Here is a 14,176-nt window from a genome sequence, read left to right on the forward strand (position 1 = left end):
TAACGTCAACTCCATACTTCAGAACAGAGGATGATAGCGAAAATGAAAAAAGCACTTATCGTATGGGGCGGCTGGGACGGACATCAGCCGAAGGAAGTCGGCGAAATCTTCGCCGGCATGCTGCGCGAGGAAGGATTCGACGTCACGGTATCGGATACGCTCGATTCGTTCGCCGATGCCGAATTGATGGGCAGTCTCGACCTGATCGTGCCGGTCTGGACGATGGGACAGATCGAGCGGGAACAGCTTCGCCTTCTGCTGGATACCGTGAACGCCGGCTGCGGCATCGCGGGCTGCCATGGCGGCATGGGCGATTCGTTCCGCAACGAGACGGATTTTCAGTTCATGGTCGGCGGCCAATGGGTCGCGCATCCGGGCAACGACGGCGTCCGGTACGACGTCAACATGGTCGATGCGGATGAGCCGCTCACGAGCGGCATCGGCGATTTCGAAGTCGTCTCCGAGCAGTATTACATGCATGTCGATCCGGCAGTCAAGGTACATGCGACGACGAGCTTCGGCGACGTGAAGATGCCGGTCGTCTGGACGAAATCCTGGGGACAAGGCCGCGTGTATTACAACTCGCTGGGCCATCAGGCGGACATTGTCGCCATGCCGCAAACGCTCGAGCTGATGCGCCGCGGTTTTCTGTGGGCCGCGCGCTAAACCGATTGCAATCATAAGAATGATTCCAGGGAGGTAAATGATCCATGAAGCCAGTCAAAGTCGGCATTATCGGCTGCGGCAATATCAGCCGGATTTATTTTAAGAACTTGAAGCACTATCCCGAGGTCGAGCTCGTCGCCGCGGCCGATATCGATATCGAACGCGCGAAAGAGCGCGCGGCGGAGTATGACGTCGCGAATGCATACACGGTCGAGCAGCTGCTCGCCGACCCCGAGATCGAAATCGTCGTCAACCTGACGATTCCGAAAGCGCATGCATCCGTATGCCTGCAGGCGCTGGAAGCCGGCAAGCACGTGTACGTCGAGAAGCCGATCGTGGTGACGCGCGAGGAAGGCAAGCAAGTACTGGAACTGGCGGCCGCGAAGGGCCTTCGCGTCGCGAGCGCGCCGGAAACGTTCCTGGGCGGCGGCATCCAAACCTGCCGCAAGCTGATCGACGAAGGCGCGATCGGCACGCCGGTATCGGCGACGGGTTTCATGATCTGCGGCGGCCATGAGAATTGGCATCCGGATCCTGAATTTTATTACGAAGTCGGCGGCGGCCCGATGTTCGATATGGGCCCGTACTACCTGACGGCATTCGTGACCTTGTTCGGTCCGATCAGCCGGGTAACCGGCTCCGCGCGGATCTCGTACCCGGAGCGGACGATCACGAGCGAGAAGAAACGCGGCAAGAAGATTGCCGTCGAGACGCCGACGAACATCACGGGCGTGCTTGATTTCGAGAACGGGTTGATCGGCACGCTGATCACGAGCTTCGACGCGGCGGCAGGCACGGCGCTGCCGAATATCGAAGTGCACGGCAGCGCCGGCACGCTGCTCGTGCCGGATCCGAACGGTTTCGGCGGCGTCGTGAAACTGCGCCGCGCCGGCGGCGATTGGGAAGAGATCGGGCTGACGCACGGCTTCACGGACAACAACCGCGGCATCGGCGTGGCGGACATGGCCCGCGCGATCCGCGAAGGCGGCCAGCACCGCGCGAACGGCGAGATGGCGTATCACGTGCTGGAAGCGATGCACGGCATTCACGACGCCTCCCGCGACGGCAAGCATTACGTCATGGAGAGCAGCTGCGCGCGTCCGGAGCCGATGCCGGCGTTGGCGTCGCAGTCGAAATAACGCCCGATATCGCGTATACTGCAATTAGGGAGACAGCCTGCCCGGGAGGCGGGCTGTTTTGCAATGCACGAAGCAGCAGGAAGAAACCCGTACCGCTGGAGAGCGGCGGCAACCGTTTCTTCCCATTCGGCCAAAAAGGGAGCAGACGTGGATGAAGCCTGTTAAAGTCGGTGTTGTCGGCTGCGGCAATATCAGTCAAATTTATTTTACGAATTTGAAGAAGTATCCCGAAATCGAGCTTGTTGCCGCTGCGGACATCGATCTGGACCGCGCCAAGCTGCGCGCCGAGGAATTCGGTTTGCCCAAAGCGTACACCGTCGATCAGCTGATGTCCGATCCGGAGATCGAGATCGTCGTGAATCTGACGTTTCCGAAAGCGCATGCAACCGTATGCCTGCAGGCGCTGGAAGCCGGCAAGCACGTGTACGTCGAGAAGCCGCTTGCCGTTACCCGCGAGGAAGGCAAGCGCGTGCTGGAGCTGGCGACGGCCAAGGGGCTGCGCGTCGCGAGCGCGCCGGAGACGTTCCTCGGCGGCGGCATCCAGACCTGCCGGAAGCTGATCGACGACGGCGCGATCGGACAGCCGATCTCGATATCCGGCTTCATGATGGGCGGCGGTCCGGAGGGCTGGCATCCGGATCCGGAGTTTTTCTATGAGGTCGGCGGCGGGCCGATGTTCGATATGGGGCCATATTATTTGACGGCGTACGTCACGCTGCTTGGCCCGATTCGCAGAGTAACCGGATCCGCGGTCATTTCTTACCCGGAACGGACGATCACGAGCGAGAAAAAGAACGGCAAGGTCATGAAAGTGGAGACGCCGACGCATATCGCCGGCGTTATCGATTTCGCGAGCGGCGCCGTCGGTACGCTCATCACGAGCTTCGATACGAAAGCCGGGACGTCGCTGCCGAACATCGAAGTGCATGGCAGCGGAGGTTCCCTGCTCGTGCCGGATCCGAACATGTTCGGCGGCACCGTGAAGCTGCGCCGCGCCGGCGGCGAGTGGGAAGAGGTTGCGCTTACCCACGGCAACACCGACAACAACCGCGGCATCGGCGTGGCCGATATGGCGCGCGCGATCCGCGACGGCGGCCGGCACCGCGCCAACGGCGCGATGGCTTACCATGTGCTGGAAGCGATGCACGGCTTCCATGACGCGTCCGCCGAAGGCAAGCATTACGTGATGGAAAGCACCTGCGAACGTCCGGAGCCGATGCCGGCGCTGGAAAACCTGCCGACCGCGTAAGCAGCATGCGATAGGTTCCATGAGATCGACGCCGCGATGCGGACGCCAAGAGATGGACATATGAGGACAGTCTGCCCGGAGGGGCAGGCTGTTTTCTTGTTCGCAGGAAATAATTGACCGGTATCCGCCGTATGCTCCACGTTGACTATTGGGACGCTATGAACGAGAGGAGCACGGTTTAATATTGTCCGGTATGTACGCTAAGGAGCGCCATGCACAGGGCACGGCGCTTCCTTGGTGTCACGCCTTCGGATGCGCGATGCGCGTCGGCATCGGCGAAGTCGCGTTATTTAAGTGTATCGCGATCCTGGGCCGCGTACGTCAGCTTGGACTCGGGTTCGCGCTCTCCATGCCGCGAAGATGATTGAAGAGCAGCTCCACCATCCGGTTTTGCTCCGGGCCTTTGCTGTTTTGCCAAATCATCTCAAACAGCACGCCAAGGCCGGGAAGCGCCTTTTCGTCGCTGCCGATGGAGCTTTCGATAACGTCGGTCAATTCCTCGCCGGATTTATTTTGAACCCGGCGTACGATAGCCTGCCGCAAATCAAGATTGTTCAAACCCATCCCTCCATCACCTGATTTCCCGTTTAATATCTCCCCGGCAAGGTGAATTCATGCCGCTTCGGCGCGTGCCGCGACTCGGTTATCGCCGGAAGTTATGCTATAATAAGCTAACTTGAAGTCGTTGCGGGAGGGTTGGTTTTGGCGAAGAAGCAGTATGCCGTCATCGGGATGGGAAGGTTCGGATCCAGCGTCGCCCACGAGCTGTCCGATTTGGGTTTCGAGGTACTGGCGATCGACGTCAGCGAGCAGAAGATCCAGGAAGCGTCCAATTGGGTCACGCATGCGGTCGCGGTGGATTCGACGGACGAGGAAGCGCTTCGTTCGCTCGGTCTGCGGAATTTCGACGTCGTGGTCGTTGCCATCGGCGAGGACATCCAGGCCAGCATCCTGACGACGCTGATTCTGAAGGAGCTCGGCGTGCCGGAGTTGATCGTGAAAGCCCAGAACGAGCTGCACGGCAAAGTGCTGAACAAGATCGGCGCGGACAAGGTGGTCTTCCCCGAACGGGATATGGGGCTGCGGGTCGCGCATCATCTCATCTCGCCGAATATTCTCGAATACATCGAGCTGTCGAACGACTACAGCATCGTGGAGATGAAAGCGCCGGACTTTACGGTCGGCCGCAATCTCGTGCAGCTCGACATTCGGGCCCGGTTCAAATGCAACGTTCTGGCCATCAAGAAAGGGACGGAGATGAACATCGCGCCTTCGGCGGAAAATGTCATCGAGGAAGACGACGTGCTCGTGATTGTCGGCAAGACCGAGGATTTATCCGAATTAGAACTTGTTTATGCGGAAGGCTGAGTAGATAACGTGCGGAATCAAAATCATCGAATGGCAAGCATTACTTCCCTGCAAAACGAAAAAGTGAAGACGATGGCGGCCCTGCTCGAGAAGAAGCACCGGGATCGCAGCGGACGTTTCATTATCGAAGGCGTGCATCTGGTACAGGAGGCGCTTCAAGCCGGCGCGGACGTCGAAACGATCGTCGTCGATACCGAGCGCGGCGTGCCCGCCGAGCTTCGAACGCTGCTCGGACAAACCGATTGCGAGCTGATCGAAGCGACGCCCGCGATCATGGCCAAATGCACGGGGACGGATACCCCGCCGCCCGTATTCGGCGTCGTCGCGAAGCCGCTCGCCGATGCATCGGCCTTGTACAGGGCGAACTCGCTGGTCGTCGTGCTGGACGCCGTCCGCGACCCCGGCAATGTCGGCACGATCATTCGCAGCGCGGATGCCGTCGGCGCGGACGCGGTCGTCCTCGGCCGCGGCTGCGTCGACCTGTACAACCCCAAGACGGTGCGTTCTACGATGGGGTCTCTGTTTCATTTGCCCGTCATTGAAGGGGATCTGGCGGAACTGCTGCCCGAGGCGAAGAAGCAGGGCATCCATGTGGTCGGGACAAGCCTGCAGGCGTCCGCCACTTGCTACGGCTACGACTGGCGCGGACCGACGTGGCTGCTGCTCGGCAGCGAGTCGAATGGCTTATCGGACGCGGCGCTCGCGCAGGTCGACACGCGAATCATCATTCCGATGCACGGGCGTTCGGAATCGCTGAACGTGGCGATGGCATCGACGGTATTGTTGTACGAGGCGATGCGGCAGCGGCGGTATGCTTGAGTTTAGCGTAGTGTGGTTGAGCGAGTTGTAATTCAATTTGGCACCGGTTGGAGCTTGTTACGGCATAGATATGTAACGTATTTTGGCAGAGCGATTGAGTCCTGATGATCAAGAAACCCTTGATTTATCAGGACTTTTTCATTTCCGTTCATTAGAAAAATACAGTATTTATACTAATAATCCCGCTCCATTGGACCGAGGGCCGCCGAATGGAATGAGATACCAATTTTATCTGCCGAACAAACCAGATCGGATCGCATGCAGCAAAGCGAAATAGAAAGCGGTTGAGAAGGATTAACTATCCTGCTCAACCGCTTTTTTATTTAAACAGCGATACGATGCTTAGCCGAGCGAGACATCGTTTGAAGTACGTCTCCTCCGGGGTTATCGAGCGTACCGCCAGCAACACCGGTCTGCCATCGGCCTTCCTCATGGCCAACGCTTGAGAGCAAAGCCATCCCGAATTAAAGGTTAGCCTGGTTCACCAAGCGACCTGGTTTAAGCAGCAGGATACGACAAGCCAGGAAGCATCACTTTACTTTTCTAAAGCATATTAAAAAAAATAGCCTTCTTATGAAAATAAAGAATACCTGTTATAGTTGACCCCACAGCGAATGAAGCTCAATGAATATCCTAATTAACCACAAAAATCGACTTGCGAGGTGAACTTTAATAAATGGATATCGAAGCAAAAAAAACGGAATTGTTGTCCACGTTTTATTTCAGGCATGCAACCAAAGAATTCGATCCGACGAAAAAAATATCCGATGAGGATTTTCAATTCATTCTCGAGGCCGGCCGCCTTTCTCCGAGCTCTGGAGGCAATGAGCCTTGGAAATTCATCGTCGTGCAAAGTCCTGAATTCAGACAGAACCTTGCACCTCTTGTATCCGGTGCAATTCGGTCGCTGCCTACGTCGAGCCACTTCGTTATCATTTTGGCTAGAAAAGGGCTCACGCATGATTCTTCGTACGTCATAGAACAGCAAACCCAAGTGAAGGGTATGCCTATAGAAATCTATCAAAGCATGAAGCAAGCTTACGCGCAATTTTACGATGCCCTTCATCTGGATTCCGAACGGGCGCTGCTGGACTGGTCTGCGAAGTCGACGTACTTGGCGATGGCCAATATGATGACGGCCGCGGCGCATATCGGCATCGATTCCTGTCCGATCGAAGGCTTCGAATTGGATGCCGTCAATGAGCTGCTCGACAAAAAAGGGTTGCTTGGAGACGGCGAATACGGTTTGAGCGTGATGACGGCATTCGGCTACCGTTCCAAAGAGCCGGGGCGCGCCAAAACGAGGCGGCATATGGAAGACCTCGTTCAATTCGTGTAATACCGTTATGTAAAGAGAGAAGGAATACACATGGCTCAAATTAGAATTCGGAATACGAATGAACGTATTGATGTTAAAGATCAAGTGCGCTTCTTCCTAGGTAAGCAGGGCGTCTTGTACGAGCACTGGGATACTGCCAAATTGCCGGACGAACTTAAGGGAAAATTCGTGTTGAGCGATGAGGAGAAGCTGCGAATTCTTGCCATCTATGACGCAGAAATCAAAGACTTGGCCAATCGGCGCGGCTATAAGATATGGGACGTCATCACTCTGTCCGAAGCAACGTCCGGTTTGGACGAGCTGCTTCAAAAGTTCGAAGCGGTGCATACGCATTCCGAAGATGAAATCCGCGCCATTACCGCCGGAAAAGGGGTCTTCATTATTAAGGGCACGGAAGATATCGGCTACTTCGACGTTGAGCTTGAAGCCGGTGACGTCATTTCCGTTCCGGAATCGAAGCCCCATTTCTTCACGCTGATGGATACGCGTGAAATCGTAGCGGTCCGCCTCTTCATCGAGAACGAAGGTTGGATTGCTTCGCCATACAACGACGCAGAGTTCGAGAGAAATTAAGCTTAATTGGAGTGGTAGTGATGAGTACGTTCGTACTGGTGCACGGATCGTGGCATGGAGCTTGGTGTTGGGAAAAAATAGTACCCATGCTCGAAGAAGCGGCGCACCGGGTAATCGCATTTGACTTACCCGGGCACGGCCAAGATCTTACGCCGATTTCCGATATTAACTTGCGAAGCTATACGGATCGTCTGGGCACTATTCTAGAGAAGGAATCCGAGAAGGTCATTTTAGTGGGGCACAGCATGGCAGGGATGGTCATCAGCCAGACAGCCGAATATTTCCCCGAAAAAATCGAAAAGCTTGTTTATTTGTGCGCGTTTCTTCCGGAGAATGATCAGTCCATGTTTCAAGTCTTCGCAACCGTTGATCTAGGAGATGACGCTCCTACGGCAGTCTTCATAGACGAGGATCAAACATATATGGGTCTTAGAGATGAAGCGGTCCGGAGTCACCTCTATGCCGAATGTTCTGAAATGGACTTTAGGACGGCAAAAGAAAAGCTTTGTCTAGACCCGCTGGTACCGTTGGTTACGCCTGTTCGGCTGTCGGACGAAAAATTCGGTTCTGTCCCCCGCGTATATATCGAAGGGCTGAAGGATAAAGCAATTCCAATCCAGTTACAACGCGCGATGCGCACTCGAACGCCTTGTGAACGAGTCATTACCATGGACACGGACCACTCGCCATTCTATTCGCACACCGAAGAATTGGCGGTTAATCTGCTGAAGTTAACCTAACCATTACCCCACGAGAATAAAGGAGAATGACAAAAATGAATAAAACAGTCGTGAATTACGCTAAGGATCTCGAATGGTTCGACACAATGCCAGGAGAGAAGATGACCGTACGCCTTCACAGCAATCAGGTTGGAGGAACAATGACGATCATAGAAGCGCGTGTACCGTCTCTGATGGGCCCGCCGAAGCATATCCATAACGAACGCGAGGAAACGTTTGAAATTCTTGAAGGCACTTTCCGTTTCCAAGTCGGCGACGAAGAATTCGATGCCACCGCTGGAACAAGCGTCTGGGTTCCTCGCGGCGTGTCTCACGCGTGGGCTAACGTAGGTCCAGACACGGGGCGGATGCTGTTCATCTTCACGCCGGGCGGGATCGACGATTTCTTCCCTGAAATCGGTCGTCATTCGCTCGAGGAAATCGTTCAAATTGCGGCAGATAACGATACCGTGATCATCGGGCCTCCGATGATGTTGAAATAATCAAGCGCGAACTTCATCAAATAACAATCTAAAAGGAGCGGGACAGAGCGGGATTATTTCCGCTTTGTCCCGCTCTTTTAGTCATAGGCTTAAAGGCAGCCATCGGTCTGCTTGATGCAGCAATAGCTTTGAAGTAATTGCGTGTACATAGCGATATTATGCGGAATGAATGGGAGAACGAATGAATGCGGATGCCGATGGCCCCATCGTGTTCGAAGGTGGCTGCTCTCCAATACTTGCTGATTTTTATAATCGACACTTTGTTTCCTGTATGAATAGCCCTCTGAAATTTGAATTATTTGTGCAGTGATGTTTCGCACAATTTGATCCTACAACTTAGAGTTCACTATTGTTCAGGAGGTAATTTACCATCCTTTAACCACGTCTTCATTGCATGATCAAATGGAATATTGTCTTTTTTTAATCTGGGGTACCACTCCATTTGAGCATTAAGCAGGTCGATGTGAGACTTCAATGTATTCACTTGTTCCTCTATTTTTTCTTTTTGCTTCTCAAGAATTTCCAACCTTTTTTCACCTGTCCGGTCTCCTTGTAAAGTGAGATCGGCATAGTCTTTAAGTTGAGCAATTGGCATACCGGTACTACGAAGACAGTTAAGGAGATTGATCCACTGGATATCCTCATATTCAAACATACGTATACCGCTTTCGTTTCTTTTGATGATCGGCAGAATACCTTCTTTTTCATAATATCTTAAGGTATGGATGGACAACCCCGTCTTTTCTGCAACTTGGCCGATCGTAAATTCTTCGTTCATTCTGATTATGATCCACCTTCCGCTAATCATTTCATTGAATCCTATTGTTCTTTATGATTTAGAATATACGCGATTGGAAACGATAAACCAAATATTAAGGGTCCCTCACAGGGACATCGAAACAGAAATCAAAAATTAACCACTTGATCTAGAGTGAACTCTAGATTGTAGGATTTGAATTGTACGAAACAACGTACACCGTATGGTAATCTTGCGGTTTTATGAAAGGGGATAGAAACAATCGGTAAATTACCGGACCGGAACGATAACTTGGTTATAAAAGTTAATGGGAGAGTGAAATCAAATGAAATACAAGTTGCTTGGTAAAAGCGGATTAAGAGTATCGGACATCGCTTTGGGTACGATGACATTCGGGGATCGCTGGGGTTGGGGAGCGGATAAAACGGAAAGTCGCAAGATTTTTGACGCTTATGTTGAGGCGGGAGGAAATCTGATTGATACCGCCAACATGTACACGGGAGGAGACAGCGAAGAATTCCTCGGGGGATTCGTTGCATCGGAGCGGGAGAAATTTGTCATAGCCACGAAATATTCGCTGACCATGAATCCGAATGACCCGAACGGCGGAGGGAATCACCGCAAGAGCCTGGTTCAATCCCTAGACGCAAGCTTGAAACGATTGAAAACCGATTATATTGATATGTATTGGTTGCATGCATGGGATTTTATGACGCCGGTCGAAGAGGTGATGCGGGCTTTGGACGACCAGGTTCGAGCCGGGAAAATTCTGTACATCGGCATCTCAGACACTCCGGCGTGGATTGTCGCAAAAGCCAATACAATGGCAGAGCTGCGGGGCTGGACTCCATTCACCGGATTACAGGTGCCATACAGTCTGGTCCAGAGGGAAGCGGAACGCGACTTAATCCCTATGGCAAAAGCGTTGGACATTGGGGTAACCGCCTGGTCTCCGCTGGGTGGTGGCGTGTTGTCCGGCAAATACAAAGGAGGCAGGCCAGAGGACTCTAAGCGGGTTGACTTTACTGGGGAAAGTGTTTCGGATAGAAATCGCTCTATATTGGAAACGGTTGAAAGCATTGCTCAAGAGATCGGCAAAACTCCCGCACAAGTAGCCCTTAACTGGATCAGGCAACAGGAAGGAACGACAATCCCGATTATTGGAGCAAGAACGGAAACGCAGATCAAAGACAATTTAAACTGCCTAACCTTCGAGCTGACACGTGAACAGATGGATTCGTTAACCAACGCCAGCAGTATCCCTCTGGGATTCCCGCATGATTTTCTGGGGGCGGATCAGTTCAAACAATCCCTTCATGGTCAATTCGCCGGCAGAATCGCCAACCGCAACTGATAACGACCAGAGAAGAGCTTTCGATTAGTAGATTAGGATTCTGGGTTCAACACCAAAAAACTCAAGTGCTATGGGCGTTGAATTAACGGAACGATAGTTATATTCATACAGCGGTAGTCTAGGATTCATGGAAAATCCCCTTTTCGAACGCTATTTGAGCGTCCGAAAGGGGGATTTTTCTATGCATTTATAGTGCCCGCTTACCTTCCGGTTACAGGGTCTGTATTCGGATCCCAGTTCTTAAGCGGATCCATGCGGAACCGCGTTAGATCCGTGCTGCTGATTTTCCAGGCGCCATTCACTTTTTTATACGTTTCGCGGTATTGGCCGTACCCATGATGACCTGGATAAGCGTCCTTCGCTTCAGGGAAGGTCAACAAATCGTCCATGGCCCAAACCCCTGTGGCGTTATTCTTGTCGATGATCTCGATCTCGGGCATATAGCCGTGGTGAACCGTCGGCGCTTTGCCCACAAGGTCCCCGATCATCTTCCCGTAAGCTGCTGCACCGTCGTTGGAATAATCCACGCCTTGCGAAATAATCGTGGCATCCGATGTAAACAGATCTCCAAACGCAGTCCAATTTTTCTCGTCGACATAACGGAAATAACGGGCTTTTAATTGCTTGATTTGTTCGATGTTTTCCAAACGCCGATATTTCTCTTCCAATTCTTCGATTCTTACTGCTAATTGTTGAGCCGTGTATACTGACATACGTTCACATCCTTTGTTTATTTATTCGTTTATATAATGAAGTTCCACTTAAGCTCCGGCTCTTCAGGCCTTACTTGGTTACGGGCTGTCCAGTGACAGGGTCTGTACTCGGATCCCAGTTCTTAAGCGGATCCATGCGGAAGCGCGTTAGCTCCGTGCTGCTGATCTTCCAAACGCCATTCACTTTTTTATACGTCTCGTGATACTGGCCATACCCGTGATGTCCCGGATAAGCGCCCTTCGCGTCAGGGAAGGTCAACAAGTCCTCCATCGCCCAAATCCCTTTGGCGTTCTCTTTGTCGATCATCTCGATCTCGGGCATATACCCGTGGTGGACCGTCGGCGCTTTACCCACAAGATCCCCGATCATCTTCCCGTATGCTGCTCCCCCGCCTTTGGAATAGTCCACGCCTTCGGAAATGATTTTGGCATCCGACGTAAACAACTCGCCAAACTCGGTCCATTTCTTCTCATCGACAAAACGGAAATAGCGGGCTTTTAATTGTTTGATTTGCTCCATATCCTCCAAGCGTTGATAGTTGGCTTCAAGCTCCGTGATATTCGCTACTTGCTGCGCCTGAACATTTTGCTCTGCTTGAGCACCTTGCTTGGTCGCATTATTTTGCTCCGAGCATCCTGAGAGTATAGTCGTTAGAATGACTACACCTAAAATAACGCTCATAAAAAAATGCTTGTTCTTCAACATATGATCATGTCCTTTATATGGTTTTTTGTTTATTCACGATGTTTCTGACATGCCGCATAAAACGAGTGACGTCGGAAGTTACTCCTTAGGTCGATCGCTCCCCAAGTGTATCTTTCCTCCCGACAGGTATGATTTATTCGTATATCGTGCGTTCCCTACATGGGTGAAAACCTCTTCTCGATTGGGATGGTAATTGTGCTTCAATTGCCTCGGGGTCAACTATAACAGGTAATCGGATCCTTCATAAGAACGCACTTTTTTTAAATATGCTTTAGAAAACTAAAGTCAAGCGCCCGTCTAAAGAATGATGAAAAGGAAGTTAGTCAAAGAGGAGAGGATTCAGTCGGGTCTCGTTGGAACGTCAGTGGACGGTCAACTAAAACCGGGAAGCATGACTTTACTTTTCTAAAGCATACTTAAAATAATAGCCTTCTTACGAAAGGTAAGAAGGCCTGTTATAGTTGATCCCGAAGCAAGTGAAGCTCACTTACAATCCTAAAGAGAAGAGGGTTTGCATATGTAGGCAAACAACATCCCTAGTGCAAATTGTTTATCGAAACTTCGAGCTTGATCCGCTAATGGGAGACGAGCTGCTTCATTACCCTTCAATCGTTTGAGGTTCAACGAGTTGAGTTTTAACAGGAGAATCCCATTCGGTTTTCCATCGATTTATTTCAGTGAAAACGCTCGAGAAGGACTCTCCCTTTTCCGTAATTGAATATTCGACCGTCACTGGAACGGTGGGAAAGACTTGGCGTTTGATCATTTGATGTTCTTCTAAGTTCCGTAACGTATCCGTTAAACCTTTCGTATTCACGTTACCTAAATTTCTTCGCAATTGATTAAAACGCTGGGGCTCCTTCAGAAGCTCCGTGATGACGAGAAAAGTCCATTTTCCTGAAAGAAATTGCAATACTTCAGAAATCGATTCAATGCAAGGCATATCAAACTTCGAGCACTTCAATATCATCAACTCACTTTCTTTTATGGCATTAGACTAAAAAATAAACTTACTAAGATTAATTATATTAATTAACGTTCTTAATGTCACTGGTAGTACTAACCTAATGCGTTCCTTTCTATTCCGCAATCAATGGCGCATTTTTAGGGTGTCAGAGATCGTAGTTCGTGAAATTAACTTTTATTTATTAATGGAGGAAACGAAAAATGACAAAAGCTTACAAATCGATTTTCGAACCGCTTTTGCTGCAAAGCGGCAAAGAATTGAAGAACAGAATCGTCATGTCGCCGATGGGTCATTTGGGTTCGCTGCCCGGCGGGTTTACGTCTCAGGCAGAATTGGCTTACTACGATATGAGGGTTAAGGATGTCGGGATGGTTATTACATCGGCTACGACGATCCAAGAAGGCAATCACTATCCGGGCTTGCCGGCCGTGGAGACCGACGGGCATATTCCGGGGCTGCGAAAACTCAGCGCTGTCTTGAAATCCCACGGAGCCGCTGCCGTGATGCAATTATTACACGAGGGAGCAAACGGCGCAGAGGAAGCTCCTAGCGTCGTAGCGGCGGATAATAGCCAATTCCCGCTGCCGCGCGAGTTATCCGCTGCCGAGATTGAGGCTATTATCAAAAAATTCGGCGATGCTGCAAGACGAGCCATCGATGCGGGTTTCGACGGAGTCGAAATTCACGGCGCGAACGGATTCCTGGTTCAGCAGTTTACTTCCCCTCATTACAATCGTCGTACGGACGAATGGGGAGGTACGCCCGAGAAGCGATTGGCCTTCCCGCTCGCCGTTATTCGCGAAATCAAAAAAGCGGCGGCAGAAAGCGGAAAGCCGTTTATCATCGGATACCGAATCTCTCCGGAGGAAGCAGAAGCGAACGGATTGACGATGGCGGACACCATCCGTAACGTCGATGTCCTTGCGGATCAAGGACTGGACTACATCCATGTTTCTCTCCATCATTTCTGGTCGAAGCCGCGCAGGGGCACGGACGATACCCGGTCCCGGATGGAAATTCTTAAAGATGTCGTCGGCGATCGTACGGTCCTGATCGGCGTAGGCGAAATCAAAACGCCCGATGATGCTGCCAAGGCATTGTCCACCGGCGTAGAGCTTCTCGCGATCGGTAGAGGATTGCTTTTGGATCCGCGATGGGTTCAAAAGGTACGCGAAGGCAATGAAGAGCTCATCAAGAAGGAATTAAACCGCGGCGACCGACAGGATTTGCAGCTTCCCGATGCCTTATGGGAAATGATTGAACATTTCATTCCATTTGCGGAATAACCATAGCGTTCAACTTAC

The 14,176-nt window shown here is 51.7% G+C and carries 16 protein-coding genes; 11 read left to right on the forward strand and 5 right to left on the reverse strand.

Annotated elements, in window-relative coordinates:
• Nucleotides 1-42: 42 nt before the first annotated feature.
• The 3 genes from AC50YL_RS26920 (at nucleotide 43) to AC50YL_RS26930 (ending at nucleotide 3,054) form a co-directional block, all read left to right on the forward strand.
• Nucleotides 43-666, forward strand: a complete 624-nt coding sequence (locus tag AC50YL_RS26920; RefSeq protein WP_161746729.1) for a ThuA domain-containing protein — start codon at nucleotides 43-45, stop codon at nucleotides 664-666.
• Between the two features lie 44 nt (nucleotides 667-710).
• Nucleotides 711-1,805, forward strand: coding sequence for a Gfo/Idh/MocA family protein (locus AC50YL_RS26925; RefSeq protein WP_494836059.1), 1,095 nt, complete (start codon nucleotides 711-713; stop codon nucleotides 1,803-1,805).
• Between the two features lie 151 nt (nucleotides 1,806-1,956).
• Nucleotides 1,957-3,054, forward strand: a complete 1,098-nt coding sequence (locus tag AC50YL_RS26930) for a Gfo/Idh/MocA family protein (protein ID WP_494836061.1) — start codon at nucleotides 1,957-1,959, stop codon at nucleotides 3,052-3,054.
• Between the two features lie 321 nt (nucleotides 3,055-3,375).
• Here the strand turns inward: AC50YL_RS26930 and sspI are convergent, their stop codons facing one another.
• On the reverse strand, nucleotides 3,376-3,618 hold the full coding sequence (gene sspI / locus AC50YL_RS26935) for a small acid-soluble spore protein SspI (RefSeq protein ID WP_494836063.1): 243 nt from the start codon (nucleotides 3,616-3,618) through the stop codon (nucleotides 3,376-3,378).
• A 138-nt stretch (nucleotides 3,619-3,756) separates the two neighbouring features.
• Between sspI and AC50YL_RS26940 the strand changes: the two genes are divergently transcribed.
• The 6 genes from AC50YL_RS26940 to AC50YL_RS26965 all read left to right on the forward strand — a co-directional run bounded on the left by AC50YL_RS26940 (nucleotide 3,757) and on the right by AC50YL_RS26965 (nucleotide 8,375).
• Nucleotides 3,757-4,422 (forward strand): potassium channel family protein, encoded by a 666-nt coding sequence (locus AC50YL_RS26940; protein WP_494836065.1) that lies wholly within the window; start codon nucleotides 3,757-3,759, stop codon nucleotides 4,420-4,422.
• A gap of 30 nt (nucleotides 4,423-4,452) precedes the next feature.
• Nucleotides 4,453-5,241, forward strand: a complete 789-nt coding sequence (locus tag AC50YL_RS26945; RefSeq protein ID WP_494836067.1) for a TrmH family RNA methyltransferase — start codon at nucleotides 4,453-4,455, stop codon at nucleotides 5,239-5,241.
• 676 nt (nucleotides 5,242-5,917) lie between these two features.
• On the forward strand, nucleotides 5,918-6,580 hold the full coding sequence (locus AC50YL_RS26950) for an NAD(P)H-dependent oxidoreductase (RefSeq protein WP_494836069.1): 663 nt from the start codon (nucleotides 5,918-5,920) through the stop codon (nucleotides 6,578-6,580).
• Between the two features lie 30 nt (nucleotides 6,581-6,610).
• Nucleotides 6,611-7,153: an acireductone dioxygenase gene (locus AC50YL_RS26955; RefSeq protein ID WP_494836071.1), complete on the forward strand. Its 543-nt coding sequence runs from the start codon at nucleotides 6,611-6,613 to the stop codon at nucleotides 7,151-7,153.
• Between the two features lie 20 nt (nucleotides 7,154-7,173).
• The gene (locus AC50YL_RS26960; protein WP_494836072.1) at nucleotides 7,174-7,893 is read left to right on the forward strand and encodes an alpha/beta fold hydrolase; all 720 of its coding nucleotides are present in this window, start codon (nucleotides 7,174-7,176) and stop codon (nucleotides 7,891-7,893) included.
• Nucleotides 7,894-7,928: 35 nt separating this feature from the next.
• Entirely contained in the window at nucleotides 7,929-8,375 is a 447-nt protein-coding gene (locus AC50YL_RS26965; protein ID WP_494836074.1) for a cupin domain-containing protein, read from the forward strand.
• A gap of 346 nt (nucleotides 8,376-8,721) precedes the next feature.
• On the opposite strand, the gene AC50YL_RS26970 is transcribed toward AC50YL_RS26965, so the two are convergent.
• Nucleotides 8,722-9,153 carry a MerR family transcriptional regulator gene (locus AC50YL_RS26970; RefSeq protein ID WP_494836075.1) on the reverse strand — a complete coding sequence of 144 codons (432 nt, stop codon included), beginning with the start codon at nucleotides 9,151-9,153 and terminating at the stop codon, nucleotides 8,722-8,724.
• Nucleotides 9,154-9,457: 304 nt separating this feature from the next.
• On the opposite strand from AC50YL_RS26970, the gene AC50YL_RS26975 reads away from it, so the two are divergent.
• Entirely contained in the window at nucleotides 9,458-10,486 is a 1,029-nt protein-coding gene (locus AC50YL_RS26975; protein ID WP_494836076.1) for an aldo/keto reductase, read from the forward strand.
• Between the two features lie 200 nt (nucleotides 10,487-10,686).
• Here AC50YL_RS26975 and AC50YL_RS26980 read toward each other — a convergent pair whose 3' ends face one another.
• The 3 genes from AC50YL_RS26980 to AC50YL_RS26990 form a co-directional block, all read right to left on the reverse strand.
• On the reverse strand, nucleotides 10,687-11,199 hold the full coding sequence (locus tag AC50YL_RS26980) for a nuclear transport factor 2 family protein (RefSeq protein ID WP_494836078.1): 513 nt from the start codon (nucleotides 11,197-11,199) through the stop codon (nucleotides 10,687-10,689).
• A gap of 70 nt (nucleotides 11,200-11,269) precedes the next feature.
• The gene (locus tag AC50YL_RS26985; RefSeq protein WP_494836079.1) at nucleotides 11,270-11,905 is read right to left on the reverse strand and encodes a nuclear transport factor 2 family protein; all 636 of its coding nucleotides are present in this window, start codon (nucleotides 11,903-11,905) and stop codon (nucleotides 11,270-11,272) included.
• A 598-nt stretch (nucleotides 11,906-12,503) separates the two neighbouring features.
• Nucleotides 12,504-12,875: a winged helix-turn-helix transcriptional regulator gene (locus AC50YL_RS26990; RefSeq protein WP_494836080.1), complete on the reverse strand. Its 372-nt coding sequence runs from the start codon at nucleotides 12,873-12,875 to the stop codon at nucleotides 12,504-12,506.
• Nucleotides 12,876-13,072: 197 nt separating this feature from the next.
• Here AC50YL_RS26990 and AC50YL_RS26995 point away from each other — a divergent pair, with 197 nt between their 5' ends.
• Nucleotides 13,073-14,158, forward strand: a complete 1,086-nt coding sequence (locus AC50YL_RS26995; protein ID WP_494836081.1) for an NADH-dependent flavin oxidoreductase — start codon at nucleotides 13,073-13,075, stop codon at nucleotides 14,156-14,158.
• Nucleotides 14,159-14,176 lie beyond the last annotated feature (18 nt).

It is taken from the genome of Paenibacillus sp. J22P277 (assembly GCF_059383675.1).